This is a genomic window from Streptomyces sp. NPDC056373 (assembly GCF_042262425.1).
In the GTDB taxonomy this organism is placed as follows: domain Bacteria; phylum Actinomycetota; class Actinomycetes; order Streptomycetales; family Streptomycetaceae; genus Streptomyces.
The window spans coordinates 356539-380819 of sequence record NZ_JBHJPX010000007.1 but is presented as its reverse complement, the minus strand read 5'-3'; the positions used below and the strand labels follow the sequence as shown (position 1 = coordinate 380819).

Below are 24281 nucleotides of genomic sequence, written 5' to 3'. Positions count from 1 at the left end.
TTCGGCGTTCAGCCGCGGAACCAGTGCTGCGGCCGGGGTTGGATGTTCTGCCAGATGTGTTTGGGCTCCCGGTACTCGTCGAGACCGGTCGGTCCCAGCTCCCGGCCCACGCCGGAGTGCCCGAACCCACCCCATTCCGCCTGCGGCACATAGGGGTGGTAGTCGTTGATCCACACCGTGCCGTGGCGCAGACGGCGGGCGACCCGCTGGGCCTTGCCGGCGTCCTGCGTCCAGACGGCGCCGGCGAGTCCGTACTCGGTGTCGTTGGCGATGCGTACCGCGTCGTCCTCGTCGGTGAAGCGCTCCACGGTGAGGACGGGCCCGAAGGACTCCTCGTGCACCACACGCATGTCCTGACCGCACGCGTCGAGCACGGTCGGCGGGTAGTAGTGGCCGTCGGCCAGGCCCGGGTCACCCGGGCGTTCGCCGCCGCAGCGCAGGACGGCGCCCTCGGCGAGTCCGGCCGCGACGTACGCCTCGACCTTCGCCAGGTGCTGGGCGGAGATCAGCGGTCCGGTGTCGGCGAGCGGGTCGAAGGGACCGCCGAGGCGGATCCGCCGGGCGCGGCGGACCACCTCGTCGACGAACCGGTCGTGCAGCGCGTCCTCGACGATCAGCCGGGCGCCCGCCGAGCAGACCTGGCCCGAATGCAGAAAGACGGCCGTGAGCGCGAAGTCCACGGCCGTCTCGAAGTCGGCGTCGGCGAAGACGACATTGGGGTTCTTGCCGCCGAGCTCCAGCGCGACCTTCTTCACGGTCGCGGCGGCGGTGGCCATGATGCGTCTTCCGGTGTCCAGGCCGCCGGTGAAGGAGACCATGTCGACGGCGGGGTCTTCGGCGAGCGGTGCTCCCATCTCGGGCCCGGTTCCCAGGACGAGATTGGCGGCGCCGTCCGGAAGTCCGGCCTCTGCCAGTGCCCTCATCAGCAGGATCGAGGTGGAGGGGGTGAGCTCACTGGGCTTGAGGACGATCGTGTTGCCCGCGAGGAGGGCCGGTGCGACCTTCCAGCTCGCCTGGAGCAGCGGGTAGTTCCAGGGGGTGATCAGCGCGCACACGCCGATCGGCTCGTACACCACGCGGCTGACGGCGTCGTCGCGGCCGGTGTCGATCACGCGGCCGGCGTCGGTGCCGCCCAGCCCCCCGAAGTAGCGGAAGCAGGAGACGACATCGGCGATGTCGTACTCGCTCTCCACCAGCCGCTTGCCGGTGTCCAGTGATTCGGCGCGGGCGAACGCGTCGGTGTCGCGTTCGAGGATGTCGGCGGTGCGCAGCAGGAGTGCGCCGCGCTCGCGCTCGGAGGTCTGCGGCCAGGGGCCTTCGTCGAAGGCCCGGCGGGCCGCGGCGATGGCCGCCTCGGCGTCCGGGCGCGTGCCCTCGGACACGGTCACGGAGAGTGTGCCGTCTGCGGGGCATCGGATGTCCCGGTGGCCTCCGGCCACCGGATCCCGCCATGTGCCATCCACGTACAGGTCTGCCACGTCGGGGCCCTTCGAGCGAACAGCGTTGCGCATCGCGCACCGAATTGCTTGTGGTGGAACACTCTGGAGAAGGCGGGAACCCACGTCAAGGGGTTGGCCTATGACGGTTTTACCAAGGAGGCAACCCTGAGAACCCGACGTCGACCGGCCCGGAACGCCGGGTTTCCGGGCCGGTCGGCTGTCTGAAAACAGTGGGTTACGCGGGTGCTTCGCGGTGCCGGTAGTACGCGGCGCCGGACGGCGGCAGCGGCTCCTTGCCGAGGATGAGGTCGGCCGCCTTCTCGGCGATCATCATCACCGGTGCATAGATGTTGCCGTTGGTGATGTAGGGCATCACCGACGCGTCGACGACCCGCAGTCCCTCCACGCCGTGCACGCGCAGGTCGGCCGGACCGACGACGGACATCTCGTCGGTGCCCATCTTGCAGGTGCAGGACGGATGCAGCGCGGTCTCGGCGTCCTTGGCGACCCAGGCGAGGATCTCCTCGTCACTGTCCACGGACGGCCCGGGCGAGACCTCCCCGGCGTTGTACGGGTCCATGGCGGGCTGGTTGAGCAGCCTGCGCGCGACCCTGACGGCCTCGACCCACTCGCGGCGGTCCTGCTCGGTGGAGAGGTAGTTGAATCGCAGCGCGGGGTGCTCGGCCGGATCCTTGCTCTTGATCTTCACCGAGCCGATGGCGTCGGAGTACATGGGTCCGACGTGTACCTGGTAGCCATGCCCGCCGGCCGGCACGGAGCCGTCGTAGCGGACCGCGATGGGCAGGAAGTGGAACATCAGGTTGGGGTAGTCCACGTCGTCGTTGCCGCGGACGAAGCCGCCCGCCTCGAAGTGGTTGGTCGCGGCCGGTCCCGTACGGAAGAGCCACTGCAGGCCGATGAAGGGGGCGCGCCACTTCGCCAGGTACGGCTGCATGGACACGGGCTGCTTGCAGGCGTACTGGATGTACACCTCCAGGTGGTCCTGGAGGTTCTCGCCCACACCCGGCAGATCGTGTACGACGTCCACGCCGAGCGCCGCGAGCTCCTCGGCGTTGCCGATACCGGAGAGCTGGAGGAGTTGCGGGGAGTTGATCGCACCTCCGCTGAGGATGACCTCACCGGCTCTCACCCGCTGGGGTCTGCCGCGACCGCGCCGGTACTCGACGCCGACGGCGCGTTTGCCCTCGAAGAGGACGCGGGTGACCAGGGCACGGGTGGTGACGGTGAGGTTGGGCCGCTTCCGCGCGGGCTTGAGGTACGCCTTCGCGGCCGACAGCCGACGCCCGCGGTGGACATTGCGGTCGAATCTGGCGAAACCTTCCTGTCGATAGCCGTTCACGTCAATGGTGGGAGCGTGCCCCGCCTCCTCGGTGGCCGCGAGGAAGGCCTCGAACAGTGGGTTGGTCCCCGGACCCCGCTCGAGGACGAGGGGGCCGTCATGGCCGCGGAACTCGTCCTCCGGGTCGGCGGCCAGACAGTTCTCCATCCGCCGGAAGTACGGCAGGCAGTGTGCGTAGTCCCAGTTGTCCATGCCGGGATCGGCCGCCCAGCGCTCGTAGTCCATGGGGTTGCCGCGCTGGAAGATCATGCCGTTGATGCTGCTGGAACCGCCCAGGACCTTGCCGCGTGCGTGGTAGACGCGCCGGCCTCCCATGTGGGGCTCCGGTTCGGACTCGTATTTCCAGTCGTAGAAGCGGCTGCCGATCGGGTAGGTCAGCGCCGCGGGCATGTGGATGAAGACGTCCCATGGATAGTCGGGTCTGCCCGCTTCCAGGACCAGTACCCGGTTGCCGGGATCCGCGGAGAGCCGGTTGGCCAGTGCACTGCCGGCCGATCCACCACCGACGATGACGAAGTCGTACTGCAAGTCAGCCATGAGGCCTCGTCTCGCTCGCGCCGTAGAGAATGCGCGGCATGCTAGTACCGGTATCTCTATGCGCACCAGGTTGCGGACAACGCAACTTCAGATTTTCCACCCCAGGCCCGTGACCTGCATCGCTGTCGGCTATGTTAATCGCCCGTATAGTTGCGGTGTGAGCAACGACCATGCAGATACCGAAACGACAAGCGCGACGACCGGTGGGGTGCAGTCGGTCGACCGGGCCATCACCGTGCTGGAGATCCTGGCCCGGCGCGGCGAGGCAGGCGTCAGCGAGGTAGCCGGCGAGATCGACGTCCACAAGTCCACCGCGTTCCGGCTGCTGGGCGCCTTGGAGCTGCGCGGCCTGGTGGAACAGGCGGGCGAGCGCGGGAAGTACCGCCTCGGCTTCGGCATCGTCCGCCTCGCCGGTGCGGTCACCGGACGCATCGACATCACCCAGCAGAGCCGCCCGGTCTGCGAGCGTCTTGCCGAGGAGATCGGCGAGACGGTGAACCTCGCCGTGATGCAGGAGAAGTACGCGATCAACCTGTACCAGGTGCGCGGTCCGGGCGCCGTCACGGCGTTCAACTGGGTCGGCCAGCTGACGCCGCTGCACGCCACGTCCAGCGGCAAGATCCTGCTGGCCCACATGCCGGCCAAGGAGCGGGCCGCGCTGCTGTCGGACGCGGCTCTGAAGAAGATGACGCCGCGCACTCTGACCGCGAAGACGAAGCTGGAGAAGAACCTCGCCGAGGCGCTGGAGCGCGGCTACTCCTGGACTCTGGAGGAGTTCGAGGCGGGGCTGCACGCCATGGCCGCCCCGGTCCGCAACCGGGACGGAGAGGTCATCGCGGCGATCAGCGCCTCGGGACCGGCGTACCGGCTCACCGAGGACCGTATGCACGACCTCGCTCCGGTGCTGGTCAAGGGCGCAGACGAGATCAGCCACCGGATGGGGTACCTGGGCTGAGCCCGCCGCGCCGTCCACGCCGACCGCCCCGCGCACCGTGGTGGGCCGTCGCGAACCGCCGTTACTGTGGCCGCCCCGCGCCCAGGCGCTCCTGGACGAAGGTGTGGAACTCACCGATGTGGTGCTCGCTGGGCACGAGGACCCCGCCCTTGGTATACAGCCGCGAGCTCATCGCGGGCTGACAGCGCTCGCAGGCGTCGAAGTCCTGCCGGTTGACCCGGTCGAAGAGCTCCACCGACCGGCCGACGTCCTTGCCGCTCTCGACGACGTGCTTGAGGTAGAGCCAGTCGCACTCGACGATGGTGCGGTCCGTGGCGACCGGATACATCCGGTGGAAGATCACATGGTCGGGGACGAGATTGATGAACACCTGCGGCCGCACCGTGATCGCGTAATAGCGGCGGTCCTGGTCCTCGGTGACACCCGGGATGCGGTCCAGGCCCTCCGAGCCGTCGACGGTGAAGCCCTTGACGTCTGCGCCGAACTCCGCGCCATGCCCCACGTAGAACTGCGCGGCGTACCCGTCGGCGAACTCCGGGAGGACCTCGGTCAGCTCCGGGTGGATGGTCGCGCAGTGGTAGCACTCCATGAAGTTCTCGACGATGAGCTTCCAGTTCGCCCGCACGTCGTAGACGATCCGTCTGCCGATGTCGAGGTCCTCGATGCCGTAGTGCTCGATCGACTCCGTGTCGCCGAGACGCGCGACCACGTCCTGTACGACCTCGTCGAAGGGGGGCGGGTCCTCGGCGAGGCACACCCACACGTAGCCGAGCCATTCGTGGGTGGCCACCGTAGCCAGGCCGTACTCGGTGCGGCTGACGTCCGGCATCTTGGTGAGGTTGGGCGCCGCGACGAGTTTGCCCGTCAGGTCGTACGTCCAGGCGTGGTAGGGGCATTGGAAGGCGCGCTTGACCTCGCCGCTCTCCGCCGTGCAGAGCTTGGCTCCGCGGTGCCGGCAGACGTTGAAGAAGGCGCGTATGGACTGGTCGCGGGCACGGGCGACGAGGATGCTCTCGCGGCCCACCTGAACGGTCCGGAATGCTCCGGGACCGGCGAGGTCGGCGGAGCGCACGGCGCAGAACCACATCGCCTCGAAGATGTGCTCCTGCTCCTGGGCGAAGAACCCGGGGTCCGTGTAGGCGGTCCCCGGCAGGGTGGCGATGAGACTTTCCGGCAGGCCGGTCGAGGTCACAGTGCACTCCTCGGAAAACGTCGTGGATCGGGCATGCACGCGCCGGGACGAGCTACACCGGACGTCGTCGGTTCAAGGAGCAACGCCCGTTCAGGGCGTGTTGGCCGCGAGCTGCTTGCGCCAGCGCATGAACAGCCGGGGCTGGTTCATCCCGAGGACGGCGACCGGGTGTCCGGCCCGCCGGTAGACGGCCAGGACGTTACGGTCGTCCGCGGCGCCTTCCTCGATGGTGACGCTGTCGGCGCGGGACGCGTAGCCGACGAACTGGATCTTCACGCCGTACTGGTCGGACCAGAAGTACGGCGGCCTCGGTACGCCCGGTTCGGACTCGCCCCAGGAGAGCAGAGCGGCCACCGCCGCGTCGGGGCGTTCCCGGGCGCCGGTCCAGTGCTCGACGCGGCGGTGAGTGCCCGCGCGCGGGTCGTACCAGGAGGCGCAGTCCCCGACGGCGACCACCCCGGCCAGGCTGGTACGGCCGTCCGCGCCGCACTTGACGCCGTCGTCGAGTTCGACACCGGAGCCTGCCAGCCAGTCGACGCAGGGGCGGGCCCCGACGCCCACGACGACGATGTCGGCGGGGATGCTGCGGCCGTCCTCCATCAGGACGGCGTCGACGCGGGTCTCGCCGCTCAGTCCCTTGACGCCCACACCGCACAACAGGCGTACGCCGTGGTCGGTGTGGAGGGCGGAGACGATGCTTCCCATGCTCGCGCCGAGCGGTCCGGCCAGGGGTGCGGGCGCCGCCTCGACGATGGTCACGTCGAGGCCGAGGGCGTAGGCGGTGGAGGCGACCTCGGCTCCGATGAAGCCGCCACCGATCACGACCAGGCGTCCGCCCCGGGCCAGTTCGTCCCGCAGGGCGCGGGCGTCGTCCAGGGTGCGCAGGGTGTGCACACCGGCCAGGCCGTCCGTGCCGGGCAGGGTGCGGGCGGAAGCGCCGGTGGCGATCACGACGCCGTCGGCTCTCACCTCCCGGCCGTCGGTGAGCCGCACTGCGCGGGGCGTGGTGTCGAGTCCGGCGGCGCGTGAGCCGAGCAGCCACTCCGCCTGCAGGTCCTCGTCGTCCGGCTCCAGCGCGAGATCGGCTTCGCCGATGCCGCCGGCCAGGAACTCCTTGGACAGGGGCGGCCTGTCGTAGGGGCGGTGGAGCTCGTCGCCTATGACGACCAGCCGTCCGTCGTACCCCTGCTTTCGCAAGGAGCGCGCCGCTGACAGACCGGCCAGCGACGCGCCCACCACGGCCACTGTCCTCACGCGACGCCCCCGGCGAGCCGGGCGGCGATGCAGGGGGGCAGGTTCGGCGCTGCCGTGGACTGCCGGACGTAGATCATGCCGTCCTCGACGAAGACCTCGTGGGTGCGCACGGGGAGCTTGGCCGGCGGGGCGTCGACGGCTCCGGTCTTGAGGTTGAACTTCGAGGCGTGCAGCGGGCATTCGACCTCGCAGCCCTCCAGCCAGCCGTCGGCGAGCGACGCGTCCTGGTGGGTGCATGTGTCGTCGATGGCGAAGAGTTCGCCGTCGTCGGTGTGGAACACCGAGACCGGCGGGTCGATGTCGAGCCTGTGGGCCTCGCCTCGGGGCAGATCCACGAGACGGCACGCGGGAATCATCATGACACCTCGGTGCGTATAGCGAAACGGATTGCGGTGAACGCAACGCCAGTTTGGGGTCGCCCACAAACCCTTGTCAAGGAGTTCACGGGTCGCTCGCGGCTCCGATTTTTCGTTGCGCGATGCGGAACATCCTGCGCCATAGGAAACGCAGGTCAGAGCTGGGCACCCTTCAGAACCGGGATGCCGGCGACGACGTCGGCGCGTTCTCGATGCCCCAGCGGGCGGCCACGCGCACCGCGTCGGCCGTCGAGGCGACGTCGTGGACACGGACGCACCAGGCACCCTGCGCGGCGGCCAGGACCGACACCGCGGAGGTGGCCGCGTCCCGCAGGTGCGCCGGGCGGGCCCGGCCCGTCTCCGGGTCCCTCAGCAGGTGGCCCAGAAACGCCTTCCGCGCCGCGCCCACCAGAACCGGCCGGCCGAGCGCGGCGGTGACCTCCCGGAGGCGGCCGAGGAGTTGCCAGTTGTGCTCGGCGTGCTTGGCGAACCCCAGTCCCGGGTCGACGATGAGACAGTCCGGCGGGATTCCGGCGTCCAGGGCCGCGCCGGCTCTCGCCCGCAGTTCGTCGACGACGTCGGTGACGACGTCGTCGTAGACGGCGTGCGCCTGCATTCCGGCCGAGTGCCCGCGCCAGTGCATCAGCACATACGGCGTACCGGCCCCCGCCATCAGCGGCAGCATCGCCGGGTCGGCGAGTCCGCCGGAGACGTCGTTGACCAGAGCGGCACCGGCCTCGACGGCGCGGGCGGCGACCTCGGCCCGCATGGTGTCGACACTGACCGTCGCGCCGGCCGCGGCGAGTGAGCGCACGACCGGCAGCACCCGCCGCAACTCCTCCTCGACCGCCGGGCGGGCGGCGCCGGGACGGGTCGACTCGCCGCGGACGTCGAGGATGTCCGCGCCTTCCTCCAGTAGTGCGAGTCCGTGCGCGACGGCCCGCGCCGGTTCGAACCACCGCCCGCCGTCGGAGAACGAGTCGGGCGTGACGTTCACGATGCCCATCACCAGGGTCCGGGCCACGCGGGGAAGACCTCGGGGGCAAAGGGCGGGAACGGCCCGCGCGACGGCGCTCATGTTTTGCGGGGCGGGTCGGCGAGGGGACGCACGGAAGTCATCATGGGCTGGTCGACCTCGTTGCATATAGAGGAACAATGTGCGATTTGAGCAACGAGTGTGAGGACGACCGCGCGGCACTGTCAAGGCAGGTGACGGACCCCGGCCTCGTGACGGGTTCCGGACGCCAGCGCGACCAGCCGGGAGGCCTTCAGTTCGGTCTCGTCCCACTCCCGGGCCGGATCGGACCCCCAGGTGATACCGGCGCCCGTGCCGAAGCGCAGCAGCGGCCCTGCCGTGGCGGCCCGGTCGATCCAGAACGTGCGGATCCCCACGGCCAGTTCACCGGTCCCCCGGTCGGCGTCGACCCAGCCGACGGCGCCGCAGTACGGACCGCGGGGCGCTGTCTCCAGGGCCTCGATGATGCGCAGGGCGCTGTGTTTGGGCGCGCCGGTCACGGAGCCCGGTGGAAAGGTTCCGGCCAGCAGCTCGGGCCAGCCGGCGCCCTCCGCGAGTTCCCCGCGCACGGTGGAGACGAGGTGCACGAGCCCCGGGTGGCTCTCGACGGCGCACAGGGCCGGAACGGTCACGGATCCGGTGGCGCAGACGCGCCCCAGGTCATTGCGGACCAGGTCCACGATCATCACGTTCTCGGCGTGATCCTTGGGCAGCAAGTCGTCCGCGGTACGGCCGGTGCCCTTGATGGGTCCGGACTCCACGGTGCGGCCCGTGCGCCGCAGGAACAGTTCGGGCGAGGCGGTGGCGACTTCGACGCCGTGTGCCGGAAGCCGGACGGTGCCGGCGCAGGGCGCCGGGTTGCCGCGGGCGAGCAGCGCGCTGAGCGCGTCGATGTCGGCGACCGGATCGGGCAGGGGCGCGGAGAGCACCCGGCAGAGGTTGGCCTGGTAGACCTGGCCCGCCGCGATGTGCTCGCGGATGCGGCGTACGCCCGCGGTGTAGGCGGCACGGTCCAGCGACGACGTCCAGTCGCCGGGGGCGGGTCCTCGCCAGGCCCCGGGCTCAGGAGGAGGCACCGGCGCGTGACGCACATCGCCGAATCTCGCACAGACCGGGAGGCCCTCGAACCCCGCGACGACCGTCCAGAAGCCGGAGGAGTCCAGGGCCGCCGGGTCGTTGGTCACGTCGCGCAGATCAGTGGCGACGCACCCGCCGAAGCGGGCCATGGGAGCGGGAGCGTACACGGCGGTTCGTCCAGGGGGCGGCGGCGGATCGAAATCGTCTGGGCCGTGACGGCCGGGGTGGGTGGCGTTCATGGGTCTCGCTCGGTACTCGCCCGATGCGGGAAGACCGCAGGTGTTCGGCCACCCCGGCCGGTGGGCGGCGCTCGTGTCACCGGCCGCGGGCGGCCCACTCCTCCAGGTGCGGTGCTTCCGCGTCGATGGTGGTCGTGTCGCCGTGCCCGGTGTGCACGACCGTCTCGCCGGGGAGCGTCAGCAGCCGCTCGCCGATCGAGGTGATGATCGTGCCGAAATCGCTGTACGAGCGCCCCGTCGCGCCGGGCCCTCCCGCGAACAGCGTGTCGCCGCTGAACAGAGCCCCGAGGTCGGGGGCGTACAGGCACACGGCCCCGGGTGCATGCCCGGGCGTGTGCAGCACGCGCAGCCCGATGCCCGCCACGACGAGTTCGTCGCCGTCGGCGAGGGGGCCGTCGGGGTGCCGGTTCGGATGCGCCATCTTCCACAGCACCTGGTCGTCGGGGTGCAGCAGGACGCGCGCGCCGGTGGCGAGAGCGACGTCCGGCGCGGCGCGCACATGGTCGTCGTGGGCATGGGTGCACACGACGGCCGACAGCCGGCGGTCACCGACGGCCTCCAGGATGGCGTCGGAGTCGTGCGCCGCGTCGATGACGAGCACCTCGTCGTCGTCACCGACGATCCAGACGTTGTTGTCGACCTCCCAGGTACCGCCGTCGAGGCTGAACGTCCCGCTCGTGACGAGGTGTTCGATGCGGGGTGCGCCGGCCATCACAACACCACCACGGAGCGCAGCACGTCGCCGCCGTGCATCTTCTCGAAGGCCTCCTCCACGTCACCGAGTCCGATGGTCTCGGTGACGAACGCGTCCAGGTCGAACCGGCCGCCCAGGTACAGGTCGATGAGGGCCGGGAAGTCACGCGAGGGCAGGCAGTCGCCGTACCAGCTGGACTTCAGCGAGCCGCCGCGACCGAAGACGTCGAGCAGCGGCAGTTCCATCTTCATCTCCGGGGTGGGCACGCCGACCAGCACGACCGTGCCGGCCAGGTCCCGCGCGTAGAAGGCCTGCTGGTACGTCTCCGGGCGGCCGACGGCCTCGACGACCACGTCCGCTCCGAAACCGCCGGTGAGTTCGCGCACCGCCTCCACCACGTCGCCCTTGGCACCGTCGACGGTGTGGGTGGCCCCCATGGCCATGGCACGGTCCAGCTTGCGCTGGTCGATGTCGACGGCGATGACCTTGGACGCGCCGGCCAGCCGCGCGCCCGCCACGGCGGCCATGCCGACACCGCCGCAGCCGATCACGGCGACGGAGTCTCCCCGTCCGACGGCGCCGGTGTTGACGGCGGCGCCGAAGCCCGCCATGACACCGCACCCGAGCAGTCCGGCTGCCGCCGCCGGGGCGGCCGGGTCCACCTTGGTGCACTGCCCGGCGGCGACCAGTGTCTTTTCCGCGAAGGCGCCGATGCCGAGGGCGGGTGACAGGGGCGTGCCGTCGAGCAGCGTCATCGGCTGCGTCGCGTTGTGGGTGGCGAAGCAGTACCAGGGCTTGCCCTTGCTGCACGCCCGGCACTGGCCGCACACGGCGCGCCAGTTGAGGATGACGAAGTCCCCGGGCGCGACGCCGGTGACCCCCTCTCCCACGGCCTCGACACGACCGGCCGCCTCGTGGCCGAGAAGGAAGGGGAACTCGTCGTTGATCCCGCCCTCGCGGTAGTGGAGGTCGGTGTGGCAGACGCCGCACGCCTCGACCTTGACCAGCGCCTCACCCGGGCCGGGATCGGGGACGACGATCGTCTCGACGGAAACCGGGGCGCCCTTCTTCAGTGCGACGACGGCACGTACCTCGTGAGCCATGAGCTGCTCCTCAGACGGGAAACTCGAGCCGGGTGCGTTGCTTCCTGAGTTGCCTCATCAGATACACGCACCGCGATACGCAACTGAGCATCGGGGAGGAGGATACCGGGGGTCAAGGGGTCGACCGGAACCGGACGGACTCGGCCGGATCAGCGGGGCGGGAGATCCGGGCGATGAACGTCCCGACGAACGGTGCCCAGGAGATCCACCACGCCCAGTAGAAGATCGTCCAGCCGGAGAGCCACTCGCCGGCGCCGAAGGCACCCGTCGTGAAACTCATCTTGGGCAGCGACGCCAGATAGCCGCCCAGAGCTTCGGTCTGGCTCTCCAGGATGAACACGGTGGGGCCGACGGCGAAGACGAACAGCAGCAGCACGGCGGCAAGGATCGTGTTGCCGTTGCTCAGCCACTGGATGCCCCGGTGCACGCCGGACACTCACCTGACGTCCGGTGCCTCGGTCGGGCCCGGGCCGATGCCTGGAGCTGGGGGCCTTTCCGGTTCGGCCGGTTACTGCCCGAGGAGGGACGCCGAGGAGTCTCGATCGTCGACGGAGCTGGACCCGCGCTCCCCCGTCGTCAGGGCGCGGACCAGGCTCGCATTGACGCTCGTGCGCCAGGGTGCCAACCTCGGCACGTGCAGGTGACGATTCGAGAAGTGGCGAAGGCAGCAGGGGTTTCCCCGTCCACGGTGTCGCGGGCGCTGACTCCGGACGGGACCGTCAGCGCGGTCACCCGGGAACGGGTCCAGGCCGCCGCCGACCGCCTCGGCTACCAGCCGAACCGCGCCGCCCGAGGTCTCATCACCGGCCGTACGGGTCATCTGGGAGTGATCGTCCCGGACCTGCTCAACCCCTTCTTCGCGGACATCTGCAAGGGTGTGCAGGCCCGCGCCCGAGGCCTCGGCCACGCCGTGTTCGTCAGCGACGCCGAGCGGGACGAAGGCCTGGAGCTGGACGCGATCCGCACGATGACACCGGAGGTGGACGGCATCGTGCTCTGCGCCCCGCACCTGAGCAGCGAGGAACTGCGCTCCCTGGACCGGGTCACGGACAAACCGATCGTGCTGCTGCACCGCACGGAGCCGGGCTTTCCCAGCGTCACCGCCGACATGGTCGAGGGCATGACCGATGCCCTGACCCATCTGCACGCCCTCGGCCACCGCCGGATCGCCTACGTGGGCGGCCCCCGCAGCACCTGGACCGCCCATGAGCGGGCGGCCGGCATCCAGGCCATGGCCGCCACCTGCGGTGATATCGAGATCGTCCAGGTCGGCAGCGTCGCCCCCCACTTCGACGGCGGAGTCACGGGCGCCGCCGACGTGGTGCTGGCCAGCGGTGCCAGCGCGGTCGTCGCCTTCGACGACATCGTCGCCTTCGGCCTGATCAGCCGCTTCACCGCCCGCGGGGTCCGGGTGCCGGACGAGATGAGCGTGGTCGGGTGCGAGGACATCGCCCTGGCCGGGATGGCGGCTCCGCCGCTGACCACCGTGCACGTCCCCAAGGCGCACGCGGCGCGGGCGGCGGTCGACCTGCTGTTCCGGATCCTGGGAACGCCGGCGGAAGAAGGCGCCCCGCCGCCTCAGCGGGTACTGCCGACGCATCTGGTGGTGCGGGGGTCGACGGCGGTGATCGAGCAGAGCTGAACCGAGCCCGACGGCGGCTTCCGCCGGGGGCTCAGCCCTTGGGGACGGTGGTGTTGTACTTCTCGAACATGTCGGCCGCCGCCTCACGGACGGTCGTCTTCCCGAACAGCACGTCCTCGTTGAACCCCCGGAAGAGCAGCTTGTCCTCGCTGGAGCCCGACGGCGGGATCGAGGACGACGTGAGTCTCTTCTCGAGCGAGACGACGTACTCGTACACCGTCCGGTTGGCGCTGCTGAGACCGGGGGCGATCCGGTTCATGATCTGCCGGTTCGGCGGCAGTCCGCGTACCACGCCGAGGATGCTGCCCGCCTCGGGGTCGTTCAGCAGGAAGTCGAGCAGTTGCGCGGCCTGCCGTGGGTGCCTGCTGCCCCGCCGCACGCACATCATGCCCGGCCCCACGGTCAGTCCCAGCGGCGCGCCGGAGGAGACGGTGGGGAACGGGATGAGCCGGACGTCCCCGTAGGTGTCGAAGTACGGCTGCACGGTCGAGGTGATGTTGAACTCGGCTGTCGACAGCTTCCTCACCAGAAGGGAGTTGGGGGTCGAGCCGTCGTAGGAGGCAGTCTCGTTCGGCGGGGTGAAGATGCCCGCGTCGCGCAGGCGTGCGGTCATCTCCCAGAAGGCGGTGAGGTCGGCCCGGGTGAAGCCGAGCGAACCGTCGTGCCGGTACAGGGACTTGCCGCGCTGGACGAGCCAGAGGTCGAACGTCTCGCTGTAGCCCCCGAAGTCGGTGAGCGGGGCCCGGCCGGGTGCCGCCCGTTTGAGAGCGGGCCCCACGTCGTGGACGAGGTCGTCCCAGGTCCAGCCCGCCTTCGGAAGGCCGCCTGCCTTCTGCCAGATCTCGGGGTCCACGAGCAGCGCCTGGCAGGCCACTCCCGTCGGCACCGCCCACAGTTTGCCGTCCAGCCGGTTGGAGTCGACGTAGCGGCGGGGGACGCGGTCGAGGCGGACGCCGGAGAAGCCGGGGCCGCTGAGGTTCGCGATCAGCCCGTTGGCCGCGTAGTCCCGCAGCTCGTAGTAGTCCATCTGCAGCACGTCGGGGCCGGTGCCCGCCGCCACTTGCGTCGCGAGTCGCTGGAAGTAGGAGTCGTACCCGGTGAACGAGACCGAGACCTTGATCTTCGGATGGCGCCGCTCGAAGAGCCGGATCGCCTTCCGGGTGGCCAGGCTGCGCTCGTCGCCGCCCCACCACTGGAAGTCGAGCCCCACCTCGCCGTCGGCGGAGGTGGCGTCGGTGCCGCACCCCGCGACGGCCGTCCCCAGGCCGAGTGCGCCGAGGGAGGCGAGCACCCGGCGGCGGGAGGGCTGCAACGGGACAGCGGGTCGGCGGGTCGGAGTCATCGGCGGCCCTTCGCTGGGTGATCGAGTGGTGGTGGAACGACGATTGCAAACGATCCCACTCTGTTTCGAACTGGCCCGGAAGCTACGCGCGCCTGCTGACCCCCGTCAATGCAAGTGACCGAATAACCCTGGGAAAATCCCCGGCACCTCGCCCCTTGCGGTTGATCCAGACGCATGCAAACGTTGCCACCGTCCTCGATCCTCGGTGTGGAGGAGAAGCCCCCCATGGCTCAGGCGACCGCCCCGCCCCGGCCCCGATTCGACGACGGCGCCGCCGACACCCGGCCGGCCTCACGTCGTCGTTCGCAGGCTCCGGCCGCACATGTGTTCCTCGCGCCCTGGCTGATCGGCATGATCGCCCTGACCGTGGGCCCCATGCTCGCGTCGCTCTATCTGTCGTTCACCGACTACGGGCTCTTCACCGGTCCGAAGTGGGTGGGTCTCGCCAACTACCGCTACATGCTGGAGGACGACCAGTTCCTCGCCTCCATCGGCGTCACCCTCAAGTTCGTCCTGATCGGCGCCCCGCTCAAACTGGCCGCCGCGCTCGCCGTGGCGCTGCTGCTGAACCGCGACCGCCGCGGTGCCGGTCTGTACCGCGCCGCCTTCTACGCCCCGTCGCTGCTGGGCGCGAGTGTCAGCGTCGCGCTGGTGTGGCGGTCACTGTTCGCCACCGACGGGTTCACCGACAAGACCCTGGGATCCCTCGGAATCCATCTCGGCGGCTTCACGGACAATCCCGACTACGCGCTGTATCCGCTGATCACACTGACCGTCTGGCAGTTCGGCGCCCCCATGGTGATCTTCCTGGCGGGACTGAAGCAGATCCCGAAGGAGCTGTACGAGGCGGCCTCACTGGACGGCGCGAGCCGGCTGCGCACCTTCGTCTCCGTCACCCTGCCCATGCTGACCCCGGTTCTCTTCTTCAACCTGGTCCTGGAGATCATCCACTCCTTCCAGTCCTTCACCTCCGCGTTCGTGATCAGCAGTGGCACCGGAGGCCCGTCCGACTCGACGCTCCTCTACTCGCTCTACCTGTACAAACAGGCCTTCAGCAACTTCCACATGGGATACGCCTCCGCGATGGCGTGGGTCCTGCTCGTCATCATCGCGGCGGTCACGGCACTCGTCTTCCGTACCTCCCGCATGTGGGTCCACTACGGCCAGGAGGAAGCGTCGTGACGACCACCGCACCCCCGCCCTCGATGTCCGCCCCGGCCGCCGACGCGCCCTCGGGACGGCCGCGTTCAGTGCTCTGGCATGCCGTCTGTGTGGCGATCGGCGCCGTACTGCTCTATCCCGTGCTGTGGCTGCTGACCGCGTCGGTGAAGTCCGGCACCGAGATCATCTCGAACCTGAGCCCCGTCCCGGAGGTCTTCACCCCGGGCAACTACACCCACGCGATCGACGGCGTCAGCGGTATCTCGCTGTGGCGGCTGTTCGGCAACTCGCTGCTCGTCTCGGCCGGTACGGTCCTCGGCAACGTGCTGTCCTGCTCGCTGGCCGCGTACGCCTTCGCCCGGCTGCGGTTCCGCGGCCGGGGCCTCTACTTCGCGCTGATGATCGGCACGCTCATGCTGCCGCTCCACGTGGTGCTGATCCCTCAGTACATCATCTTTCAGAAGCTCGGCATGGTCGGCACATATCTGCCGTTGATCCTGCCGAAGTTCCTCGCGACCGAGGCCTTCTTCGTCTTTCTGATCGTCCAGTTCATCCGCTCGCTGCCGCGCGAGCTCGACGAGGCGGCACTCATCGACGGCTGCGGCCCCTACCGCACCTTCTGGCACGTCATCATGCCGCTGCTCAAGCCCGCGCTGGTCACCACGACGATCTTCTCGTTCATCTGGAGCTGGAACGACTTCCTGCCCCAGCTCATGTATCTGGCCGACCCGGACACCTACACGCTCCAGCTGGGCCTGCGGATGTTCGTCGACCAGGCCGGCAGCGCCGCCTTCGGCCCGATGTTCGCGATGTCCGTCCTGACGCTGATCCCGGTGGTGCTGTTCTTCCTCGCCTTCCAGCGGCTGCTGGTCGAGGGCGTGCAGACGTCCGGGCTGAAGGGGTAGGGGGTACGGCATGCGACGCCCCTGGTTCCAGCTCTTCGCGGACTGTCTGCTCCTCGGTGTGCTGTTGCTGGTCTGTTCCCTTCCGGTGGTGACCGCCTACCCCGCATTCGTGGCCGGCTGTTCGGTGCTGCGCGAACAGGCGCGTGGCGGGCCGGGCGTGACTCCCGTGACTCTGCTCGCCGCCCTGCGCCGGGTCCTGCGTTCCGCTCCCGTCGCCCTCTGCCTGGTTCCCGCCGGTGTGCCGGCCCTGCTGTGGCTGGACGCCGTGGTCCTGGACGCGTACCTGCCGGGCATGGCCCTGCCGGTGGCCGTGGCGAGCTCCGTCGTGGCCGCGACGGGGCTGCGGTGCGCGGCCGGCTGGCGGGAGGGCGTCGCCTGGCGGGTGGTCGTCACGGCGGCGTTCCGCTCGATGCCGCAGCGGCCGCTCGTGACGGTGCTTCTGGCGGGGGCGGCCGTCGCGGCCGCGGTGCTGCCGGCCATGTCCGTGGTTCTGCTCCTCGTCGTCCTCGGGCCGCTCGCCCTCGCCGCCACCGCTGTCGACGCCTGGCGGCCACTGGCGCTGTCACCCGCCGGGCCCGCCCCGGAGCCGTCCCGCTCGACGGCCTCCCCCCGTTCCGTCCCTTCTCCCCCGCCCGCCGGGTTGTCCTCCAACTGAACCGAAACGGAGACCTCATGCCTTCCGACACCGCACGCCGCCGCTGCGCCGTGGTGGGACTGGGCGCCCGCGCCCGGATGTTCACCTCGGCGCTCGCCGGTCCCTACGCGGACCGGATCGACCTGGTGGGTTTCTGCGATGTCAATCCACACCGCATGGCCGTGCACAACGAGTGGATCGGAGCGTCGGTACCCGAGTACCCCGCCGAGGACTTCCCCTTGATGCTGCGCCGCGAGCGCGTCGATCTCGTCGTCGTCTGCTCGGTGGACCGGACCCACGACCACTACATCGTCGAGGCTCTGGAGGCGGGCTGCGACGTGGTCACCGAGAAGCCGATGACGACGGACGCGGACCGCGCCCGCCGCATCCTCGACGCACAGCGGCGCACCGGCCGCCAGGTGCGGGTCGCCTTCAACTACCGTTACAACCCGGTGCACGCCGCCGTCCGGGAGGCCCTCGCGGCCGGGGAGATCGGCGAGGTCGGCTCCGTGCACTTCGAATGGCTGCTGGACCTGCGGCACGGCGCCGACTACTTCCGGCGCTGGCACCGCGAGAAGGCCAACTCCGGTGGCCTGATGGTACACAAGGCCACCCATCACTTCGACCTGGTCAACTGGTGGCTGGGCACCGAACCCGAGACGGTGTACGCGCAGGGCGGGCTGTTCTTCTACGGCGACGAGGCGGGCACCCGGCGCGGCCTGGCCCGTGACTACGCGAGGGCACACGGCTCGCCGGCCGCTGCGGACGACCCGTTCGCCGTGCGGATGGCCGACTCGCCGCTGCTCTCCGCGTTGTACCTGGACGCGGAGGCCGAGGACGGCTACCACCGGGACCAGAACGTCTTCGGGCCCGGCGTGACGATCGAGGACGACATGGCGGTGCTGGTCCGCTACGCGACCGGCTCGACCCTGACCTACCACCTGACCGCCTATGCCCCGTGGGAGGGCTACCGGATCGCCTTCAACGGCAGCGAAGGCCGCCTCGAACTGCTGGTGGAGGAGTCCACCTGGACCCGGCCCCAGGTACGGATCCAGGGCAAGAGCGCCGTGTTGCACGGAGAGGCGGTGGGCGACACGGCGGGACGCACGGAGCTGACGCTGCGCCGGTTCTGGGAGCCGCCGCGCGAACTGAAGGTCCAGACCGAGGAGGGCGGCCACGGCGGCGGGGACGTGCGCATGCTCGAGGACCTCTTCGGCGAACCCGCGGCCGACCCGCTGGGCCGGGCGGCGGACGCGGCCGACGGGGCACGTTCACTGGTCACGGGCCTCGCCGCGAACCGGTCCTTCGAGTCGGGGGCCCCGGTGCGCACCCGGGACCTGCTCGACGTGTGACGGCCGTGGGTCACCTTCCGGGTGATCGAGGAAGGCAGCGGTGGCGTGCTGTCCGTTCTCACGCTCCTGGACAGCAGCGCTTTCTCGGAGGAGAAGGCCGAGCGGATCCGAGCGGCCATGTGCGCCTGATCCCGGTCGACGGTGGCGCGGGGGCGACCTGCCGCCGCGTCAGGGAAGGGCCTGTTCGGCCCAGATGACCTTGCCGTCGGCCGTGTGCCGGGCGCCCCAGCCCTGGCATGTCTGGGCCACGAGGAGCAGACCGCGGCCGCCCTCGTCGTAGGTGCGAGCCCGCCGCATGTGCGGGGCGGTGGTACTGCCGTCCGACACCTCGCAGATGAGGGACCGGTCGTAGATCAGCCTCAGCTCGATGGGGGGTTCGGCGTGCCGGATGGCGTTGGTGACGAGCTCGCTGACCACCAGTTCGGTGACGAACGCGCAGGCGTCGAGGCCCCATTCGGCCAGTTGCAGGGAAGCGTTCTTGCGTGCCACTGCGACCGCGGCATGGTCGGGCGGTACGTCCCATGCGGCCACGTGGAAGGTGTCGAGGGCACGGGTGCGGGCCATGAGCAGGGCCACGTCGTCGGCCGGCCGTTCCGGAAGCATGGTCCGCAGCACCGCGTCACAGGTGCCCTCGAGTGAGGCGTCGGCGGCCTGCAGTGTGCGCAGCAGGGTGTCCATGCCGGCGTCGATGTCACGGGACCCCGCCTCGACGAGACCGTCGGTGTACAGCGCGAGCACGCTGCCCTCGGGCAGTTCCCGTTCTACGGCCTCGAAGGGCAGACCGCCGAGCCCCAGGGGGAGCCCTGCGGGTACGTCGAGGAACTCCGCCTGCCCGCCCGGTGTGAGCAGCGCGGGGACGGGATGCCCCGCGCGTGCCAGGGAGCACCGGCGGGAGACCGGGTCGTACACCGCGTACAGACAGGTGGCCCCGATGTCGCCGGTGCCGTCGGCGCCCGCGGCCAGGTGGCTGACCAGATCGTCCAGGTGGGTCAGCAGCTCGTCGGGAGGGAGGTCGACGTCGGCCAGGGTTCTGACGGCGGTCCGCAGCCGCCCCATGGTGGCCGAGGCCTGGATGCCGTGGCCGACGACATCGCCGACGACGAGTGCGACGCGGGCGCCGGACAGCGGGATGACGTCGAACCAGTCCCCGCCCACCCCGGCCTGCGCGCTGGCGGGCAGGTAGCGGGAGGCGACGTCGAGGGCGGACTGCTCGGGCAGCCGTTGTGGCAGGAGGCTGCTCTGCAGAGTCAGCGAGGTGGCGCGCTCTCGCGTGAACCGGCGGGCGTTGTCGATGCAGAGGCCGGCTCTGTCGGTGATCTCCTGTCCGAGCAGCAGGTCGTCCTCTTCGAAAGCCTCGGGGTTGCGGTGACGGGAGAAGGTGGCCACCCCCAGGGTGAGGCCGCGGGCTCGCATGGGTACGGCCAGCACGGAGTGGAAACCGAACCGGCGCATCCGTTCTCCGCGATCGGGGGTCTGGCGCAGCACGTGCTCCATGGCCTCGGGGGTGACCTGCTGGATCAGCGGCCGGCCGGCTGCCAGGCACTCTGCCGCCGTGGACCTGTCCGGATAGACGGCCACGGTCCCGTTCGGGACCACGGCCTCGGGACAGCCTTCGAGGACCGACTGGTGGGCGACGCGGCGCAGCCGCACGGGGCCGTGGGGGGATCCCGTTGGCGGGTCGTCGCCGTCGTCGATGGACGGCAGCAGGTCGACGGTGACGAAGTCGGCGAGCCGCGGTACGGCCACGTCGGCGAGTTCCTGTGCGGTGCGGACCAGGTCGAGTGTGGTGCCGATGCGCAGGCTCGCCTCGTTCAGCAGGGCCAGCCGCTGCCGGGCCTGCTGCTGCTCGGTCATGTCGTGCGCCGAGAGCAGTACTCCCTGTGGCCGGCCGTCGCCCGCCCGGACCGGGGCGAGGGAGACCGTCCACACGCTGGGGCGTTCGTGGCCCGCGAGCTGCAGCGAGACCTGGAGGTCCTGCCGCTCACCGGTCTCCAGCGCCCGCCGCATGCCCTGTTCGGCGCGGTCGGCCTGCGGGTGGTGCACGATCTCCGAGACACGCAGTCCGCGCATCGCCTCCTCGGGCAGTCCGATCACCCGTTCCATGTCGGCGTTGGCCCTGACCAGCCGCAGGCCGGTGTCGTACAGCGCCGTCGTGCAGGTGGACTGGGTGAAGCTCCTCCTGAGGAACGCGTCGTCGTCGGGGCTCACTCCGAGGCGGCTGACCGCCGTGAGCAGCAGCCACTCTCTTCGGCCGCCGTGGTTGCGGCGGAGGTGGGCCAGGAGGTTCACGGTCAGGGGGTGTCCCTCGCGGTGCAGGAGTGCCGCCGCGCCGTTCCACCTGGGGAGGGTGAGCAGGGAACTCAGCAGGCCGGGCGGGGGTTCGTCGGCGAGCAGAGCGGCCCCGGGCCGGCCGACCACTTCCGAGGCCCGGTAGCCGAGGAGCCTGTGTGCTCCGTCGTTCCATCCCGTGACCACGCCGCGCTCGTCCACGACGGCTTTCGCGGTGAGGGTGTCGTCGATCAGGTCCTCAGGCGGTGCCCCGCTGCCCTCGCCCGGGACGGATGCAGATCTCGCCATTGGCCCCTCAACCCGCCTCACCCACTAGGCATCCCTACCACTTAGTCTGGTATGCCCCAAGAATGACAGATATCTCCTGCCGCAGGTTGAATGGCCAGGGAGGCTGGTAAGCAGCGCGCTACCCGGGCGGAGGTCTTGACCATGTCTGTCGACGGCGAGCGGACCTGGCCGGACGCGGCCGAGTGGACCGGCAGGATCTACAGCGGGGGCTGGCGGACCGCCGGGGGCGGCACCCGCCGGATCGTCGAACCGGCCACCGGGGAACCACTGGCGGAGGTGGGTCTGGCCGCTCCGTCCGATGTCGAACGGGCGGGGTCCCGGGCCGCCCGGGCCGCGTCGGAGTGGGCGGCGGCCACCGCGTCGGACCGTGTCGATGTACTGATCCGTGCGGAGCGTGCCCTGCGTGAACGCAGCGAAGCGGTCCGTGAATGGATCGTCCGGGAGACGGGCGGCGTTCCCGCCAAGGGCGACTACGAGATCGCGGCCGGTCTCGCTCAGCTGCGGCACGCGGCCGTGCTCGCGTCACAGCCCCCGGGCGAGGTCCTCGTACCGCAGGTTCCCGGCGGGACGAGTCTGGCGTGGCGGGTGCCGCTCGGGGTCGTCGGGGTCATCACCCCGTGGAACGCACCGCTGCTGTTCGCGATGCGGGCGCTGGCACCGGCGCTGGCCCTGGGCAATACCGCGCTGCTCAAGCCCGATCCCCTCACCCCGGTCTCGGGCGGTGTCCTGGTCGCGCAGTTGTTCGCGGAGGCCGGGCTGCCCGCGGGTGTGCTGCACGTCCTGCCGGGTGATGCGGCGACGGGGCGGGCGGTCGCCGCGGACCCTCATGTCGCGATGATCTCCTTCACCGGCTCCACCGTGGCGGGGCGGGAGGTGGCCCGGATCGCCGGCGAGGGACTCAAACGCGTGTCCCTGGAGCTGGGCGGCAAGAACTCGATCGTCGTCCTGGAGGACGCGGACGTGGAGGCTGCCGCCGCGGCCGGGGCCATGAGCGCGTTCGGCTACCAGGGCCAGGCCTGCGTGGCGGCCGGACGTCACGTCGTCCACGCGGATGTCGTCGAGGCGTACACCGAGGCGCTGGTCCGGCAGGCGAAGGCGCTGCGGGTGGGTGACCCGCGCGACGAGGGCGTGGCGCTCGGTCCGGTCATCAGCGAGCGGCAGGCCGCCCGGATCGCACGGATCGTGGACGAGAGCGTGGACGCCGGAGCACGCGTCCTGACCGGAGGGACCCGCGAGGGGCTCTTCTATCCGCCCACCGTGCTGGACCGAGTCGGCCGGTCCATGCCCGCTTTCGAAGAGGAGATCTTCGGGCCGGTCGCCCCCGTCGTCCCGTTCCGGTCCGAGGACGAGGCAGTGGAGATCGCCAACGACACGGCGTACGGCCTGACCGCCGCCGTCCACTCCCGGTCCGTGCCCCGGGCGACCGCCCTCGCGCAGCGGTTGCGCACGGGCATGATCCACATCAACGACGTGTCCGCCAAGGACGCCGCGAACGCGCCCTTCGGCGGCATGGGGATCTCGGGCAACACCTCCCGCATCGGCGGCACCGCCAGCCTGGAAGCGTTCACGCAGTGGCGCTGGATGACGGCACCCGGGCCGTCGTGACCGCACCTCACAGGCCGTCGTGAGCGCACCTCCCGGGCCGTCGTGACCGCACCAGGGAGGAGCGAAACCTTTCGACGTCAGCACCGAATGCTGCGAGAAGTATTGACGACCCGTCAGGTGCTGCTCATATCATCCATGACGTTCGACAGGACAGCCGACGTTCGTGATACCGAACCGCAGATCCTCCCGCCCTTCATGGCAGCACCCCCACCCCCAAGGCGGATTCGAATGACATGGACAGGTCATAACCTCAGCCGCCGTGCGGCCCTGGCCACGACCGGCGGCCTGGCTGTCGGCGCGCTGCTGCCTCCCGGCACGGCGGGAGCCGCCGCGACCTACACGAACCCCGTGATCTGGCAGGACTTCGCGGACATCGACATCATCCGGGTCGAGAACACCTACTACTGCTCCGCCTCGACGATGCACTACTCACCGGGCGCCCCCGTCCTGCGCTCGTACGACCTGGTGAACTGGGAGATCGCCGGCCACGCGGTGCCCGTCCTCGACTTCGGCGCCAAGTACGACCTGAGCGGCGGACGCGGCTATGTCAGAGGAATCTGGGCCTCGTCGCTGGCGTACCGGCCGGCCGACCGGACGTTCTACTGGCTCGGCCAGATCGATTTCGCCCGGACCTACGTGTACACGGCCCGGTCCGTCGAGGGGCCCTGGAGCAGGCACACGACGCTCCCCCAGGTGTACTACGACGCGGGCCTGCTGGTGGACGACGACAACACCCTGTACGTGGCCTACGGCAACGGAGCCATCAGCGTGGCCCAGCTGTCCGCGGACGGCCGCAGCCAGGTGCGGTCCCAGCAGGTGTTCAGCACCCCGTCGAGCATCGGCACCCTGGAGGGCTCCCGCTTCTACAAGATCAACGGGAATTACTACATCTTCCTGACCCGGCCGGCCAACGGCCAGTACATCCTGCGGTCCACCAGCGGCCCCTTCGGCCCCTACACCCTGCGGCAGGTCCTGCTCGACCTGCCCGGGCCGATCTCGGGCGGGGGCGTTCCGCACCAGGGCGGGCTGGTGCGGACCCAGAGCGGTGCCTGGTACTACATGGCCTTCATCGACGCCTACCCCGGCGGCCGGGTGCCCGCCCTGGCGCCCGTCACCTGGACCGCGGACGGCTGGCCGGTCGTCCAGCTCGTGAACGGCGCGTGGGGCAGGTCGTACCCCGGCCCGGTCGTCCCGCCGCCGCCCCGGCAGGTCACTCCCCTGACCGGTGCCGACACCTTCGACGGAACGGTCCTCAAGCCCCGGTGGGAGTGGAACCACAACCCGGACAACGGCAAGTGGTCGGTGAACAACGGTCTGACCCTGCGCACCGCCACGGTCACCGACGACCTGTACTGGGCGCGCAACACCCTCACCCACCGCATCCAGGGACCCACGTCCACGGCGACGGTCCAGCTCGACCACTCCGCGATGCGGGACGGCGACCGGGCGGGACTGGCGCTGCTGAGGAACTCCTCCGCCTGGATCGGCCTGAAGCGGGACGGCGGCGCGACGCGGGTGGTGATGGTCGACGGGCTGACCATGGACGGCAACTGGAACACCACCGGCACCGGGATCGAGCGGGCGAGCGCGAGCGTGCCGGGGGGCCGTCTCTGGCTTCGGGCGAACGCCGACATCCGTCCCGGTGCGTCCCGGCCCGGCACCTTCTCCTACAGCACCGACGGCGTCACCTTCACCCGTCTGGGCCCCGCCTTCACCATGGGCAACGACTGGCGGTTCTTCATGGGCTACCGCTTCGCCCTCTTCAACCACGCGACGCGGGCGCTGGGCGGCTCGGTCCGTGTGACGAGGTTCGAGCTGTCCACCCCCTGAGCGACCCGACCA

At 70.3% G+C, this 24281-nt stretch carries 19 protein-coding genes and 1 pseudogene; 8 read left to right on the top strand and 12 right to left on the bottom strand.

Annotated elements, in window-relative coordinates; translation table 11 throughout:
- Positions 1-8 precede the first annotated feature (8 nt).
- Entirely contained in the window at positions 9-1478 is a 1470-nt protein-coding gene (locus ACFCXS_RS17460) for an aldehyde dehydrogenase family protein (protein WP_376644198.1), read from the bottom strand.
- A gap of 196 nt (positions 1479-1674) precedes the next feature.
- Complete coding sequence (gene betA, locus ACFCXS_RS17455) at positions 1675-3336, bottom strand: choline dehydrogenase (RefSeq protein ID WP_376644197.1); 1662 nt, start codon at positions 3334-3336, stop codon at positions 1675-1677.
- Between the two features lie 208 nt (positions 3337-3544).
- On the opposite strand from betA, the gene ACFCXS_RS17450 reads away from it, so the two are divergent.
- The gene (locus ACFCXS_RS17450; RefSeq protein ID WP_376644256.1) at positions 3545-4291 is read left to right on the top strand and encodes an IclR family transcriptional regulator; all 747 of its coding nucleotides are present in this window, start codon (positions 3545-3547) and stop codon (positions 4289-4291) included.
- 61 nt (positions 4292-4352) lie between these two features.
- Here ACFCXS_RS17450 and ACFCXS_RS17445 read toward each other — a convergent pair whose 3' ends face one another.
- The 8 genes and pseudogenes from ACFCXS_RS17445 to ACFCXS_RS17410 form a co-directional block, all read right to left on the bottom strand.
- Positions 4353-5483, bottom strand: coding sequence for an aromatic ring-hydroxylating dioxygenase subunit alpha (locus ACFCXS_RS17445; RefSeq protein WP_376644196.1), 1131 nt, complete (start codon positions 5481-5483; stop codon positions 4353-4355).
- A 90-nt stretch (positions 5484-5573) separates the two neighbouring features.
- Positions 5574-6737, bottom strand: coding sequence for an NAD(P)/FAD-dependent oxidoreductase (locus ACFCXS_RS17440; protein WP_376644195.1), 1164 nt, complete (start codon positions 6735-6737; stop codon positions 5574-5576).
- On the bottom strand, positions 6734-7096 hold the full coding sequence (locus ACFCXS_RS17435; RefSeq protein WP_358287766.1) for a bifunctional 3-phenylpropionate/cinnamic acid dioxygenase ferredoxin subunit: 363 nt from the start codon (positions 7094-7096) through the stop codon (positions 6734-6736). The genes ACFCXS_RS17440 and ACFCXS_RS17435 overlap by 4 nt, the downstream gene beginning before the upstream one ends.
- Before the next feature lie 169 nt (positions 7097-7265).
- Entirely contained in the window at positions 7266-8099 is an 834-nt protein-coding gene (gene folP, locus ACFCXS_RS17430) for a dihydropteroate synthase (protein WP_376644255.1), read from the bottom strand.
- A gap of 194 nt (positions 8100-8293) precedes the next feature.
- Entirely contained in the window at positions 8294-9334 is a 1041-nt protein-coding gene (locus ACFCXS_RS17425) for a chorismate-binding protein (protein ID WP_376644194.1), read from the bottom strand.
- A 166-nt stretch (positions 9335-9500) separates the two neighbouring features.
- Positions 9501-10136 (bottom strand): MBL fold metallo-hydrolase, encoded by a 636-nt coding sequence (locus ACFCXS_RS17420; protein WP_376644193.1) that lies wholly within the window; start codon positions 10134-10136, stop codon positions 9501-9503.
- Complete coding sequence (locus ACFCXS_RS17415; protein WP_376644192.1) at positions 10136-11221, bottom strand: S-(hydroxymethyl)mycothiol dehydrogenase; 1086 nt, start codon at positions 11219-11221, stop codon at positions 10136-10138. The genes ACFCXS_RS17420 and ACFCXS_RS17415 overlap by 1 nt, the downstream gene beginning before the upstream one ends.
- Before the next feature lie 157 nt (positions 11222-11378).
- Positions 11379-11654 (bottom strand): annotated as a pseudogene (locus tag ACFCXS_RS17410) (BCCT family transporter); the annotation flags it as partial.
- 222 nt (positions 11655-11876) lie between these two features.
- Here ACFCXS_RS17410 and ACFCXS_RS17405 point away from each other — a divergent pair.
- Entirely contained in the window at positions 11877-12863 is a 987-nt protein-coding gene (locus ACFCXS_RS17405; protein WP_376644191.1) for a LacI family DNA-binding transcriptional regulator, read from the top strand.
- 31 nt (positions 12864-12894) lie between these two features.
- Here ACFCXS_RS17405 and ACFCXS_RS17400 read toward each other — a convergent pair whose 3' ends face one another.
- Positions 12895-14205, bottom strand: a complete 1311-nt coding sequence (locus ACFCXS_RS17400; protein WP_376644190.1) for an ABC transporter substrate-binding protein — start codon at positions 14203-14205, stop codon at positions 12895-12897.
- Positions 14206-14430: 225 nt separating this feature from the next.
- Between ACFCXS_RS17400 and ACFCXS_RS17395 the strand changes: the two genes are divergently transcribed.
- From ACFCXS_RS17395 to ACFCXS_RS17380, 4 genes are read left to right on the top strand one after another with little or no spacing between them, the layout of a single operon-like run.
- On the top strand, positions 14431-15387 hold the full coding sequence (locus tag ACFCXS_RS17395; protein ID WP_376644189.1) for a carbohydrate ABC transporter permease: 957 nt from the start codon (positions 14431-14433) through the stop codon (positions 15385-15387).
- Between the two features lie 23 nt (positions 15388-15410).
- A complete protein-coding gene (locus ACFCXS_RS17390) occupies positions 15411-16271 on the top strand; it encodes a carbohydrate ABC transporter permease (RefSeq protein ID WP_376644254.1) in 861 nt (286 codons plus the stop codon).
- A 10-nt stretch (positions 16272-16281) separates the two neighbouring features.
- Positions 16282-16926: a hypothetical protein gene (locus ACFCXS_RS17385; protein ID WP_376644188.1), complete on the top strand. Its 645-nt coding sequence runs from the start codon at positions 16282-16284 to the stop codon at positions 16924-16926.
- Positions 16927-16943: 17 nt separating this feature from the next.
- The gene (locus tag ACFCXS_RS17380) at positions 16944-18257 is read left to right on the top strand and encodes a Gfo/Idh/MocA family protein (RefSeq protein WP_376644187.1); all 1314 of its coding nucleotides are present in this window, start codon (positions 16944-16946) and stop codon (positions 18255-18257) included.
- Positions 18258-18425: 168 nt separating this feature from the next.
- Here ACFCXS_RS17380 and ACFCXS_RS17375 read toward each other — a convergent pair whose 3' ends face one another.
- Positions 18426-20834 carry a SpoIIE family protein phosphatase gene (locus ACFCXS_RS17375; protein WP_376644186.1) on the bottom strand — a complete coding sequence of 803 codons (2409 nt, stop codon included), beginning with the start codon at positions 20832-20834 and terminating at the stop codon, positions 18426-18428.
- 141 nt (positions 20835-20975) lie between these two features.
- Here ACFCXS_RS17375 and ACFCXS_RS17370 point away from each other — a divergent pair, with 141 nt between their 5' ends.
- Together ACFCXS_RS17370 and ACFCXS_RS17365 are read left to right on the top strand one after the other, a co-directional pair.
- Positions 20976-22439 carry an aldehyde dehydrogenase family protein gene (locus ACFCXS_RS17370; RefSeq protein WP_376644185.1) on the top strand — a complete coding sequence of 488 codons (1464 nt, stop codon included), beginning with the start codon at positions 20976-20978 and terminating at the stop codon, positions 22437-22439.
- 228 nt (positions 22440-22667) lie between these two features.
- On the top strand, positions 22668-24269 hold the full coding sequence (locus ACFCXS_RS17365) for a glycoside hydrolase 43 family protein (protein WP_376644184.1): 1602 nt from the start codon (positions 22668-22670) through the stop codon (positions 24267-24269).
- Positions 24270-24281: the final 12 nt, after the last annotated feature.

Excerpts from the sequence above, each read along its gene's own strand:
- betA (WP_376644197.1), bottom strand. The coding sequence starts at position 3,336 with ATGGCTGACTTGCAGTACGACTTCGTCATCGTCGGTGGTGGATCGGCC.
- ACFCXS_RS17435 (WP_358287766.1), bottom strand. The coding sequence starts at position 7,096 with ATGATGATTCCCGCGTGCCGTCTCGTGGATCTGCCCCGAGGCGAGGCC.
- folP (WP_376644255.1), bottom strand. The coding sequence starts at position 8,099 with ATGGGCATCGTGAACGTCACGCCCGACTCGTTCTCCGACGGCGGGCGG.
- ACFCXS_RS17425 (WP_376644194.1), bottom strand. The coding sequence starts at position 9,334 with ATGGCCCGCTTCGGCGGGTGCGTCGCCACTGATCTGCGCGACGTGACC.
- ACFCXS_RS17420 (WP_376644193.1), bottom strand. The coding sequence starts at position 10,136 with ATGGCCGGCGCACCCCGCATCGAACACCTCGTCACGAGCGGGACGTTC.
- ACFCXS_RS17415 (WP_376644192.1), bottom strand. The coding sequence starts at position 11,221 with ATGGCTCACGAGGTACGTGCCGTCGTCGCACTGAAGAAGGGCGCCCCG.
- ACFCXS_RS17400 (WP_376644190.1), bottom strand. The coding sequence starts at position 14,205 with ATGACTCCGACCCGCCGACCCGCTGTCCCGTTGCAGCCCTCCCGCCGC.
- ACFCXS_RS17395 (WP_376644189.1), top strand. The coding sequence starts at position 14,431 with ATGGCTCAGGCGACCGCCCCGCCCCGGCCCCGATTCGACGACGGCGCC.
- ACFCXS_RS17390 (WP_376644254.1), top strand. The coding sequence starts at position 15,411 with ATGTCCGCCCCGGCCGCCGACGCGCCCTCGGGACGGCCGCGTTCAGTG.
- ACFCXS_RS17385 (WP_376644188.1), top strand. The coding sequence starts at position 16,282 with ATGCGACGCCCCTGGTTCCAGCTCTTCGCGGACTGTCTGCTCCTCGGT.
- ACFCXS_RS17380 (WP_376644187.1), top strand. The coding sequence starts at position 16,944 with ATGCCTTCCGACACCGCACGCCGCCGCTGCGCCGTGGTGGGACTGGGC.
- ACFCXS_RS17375 (WP_376644186.1), bottom strand. The coding sequence starts at position 20,834 with ATGGCGAGATCTGCATCCGTCCCGGGCGAGGGCAGCGGGGCACCGCCT.
- ACFCXS_RS17370 (WP_376644185.1), top strand. The coding sequence starts at position 20,976 with ATGTCTGTCGACGGCGAGCGGACCTGGCCGGACGCGGCCGAGTGGACC.
- ACFCXS_RS17365 (WP_376644184.1), top strand. The coding sequence starts at position 22,668 with ATGACATGGACAGGTCATAACCTCAGCCGCCGTGCGGCCCTGGCCACG.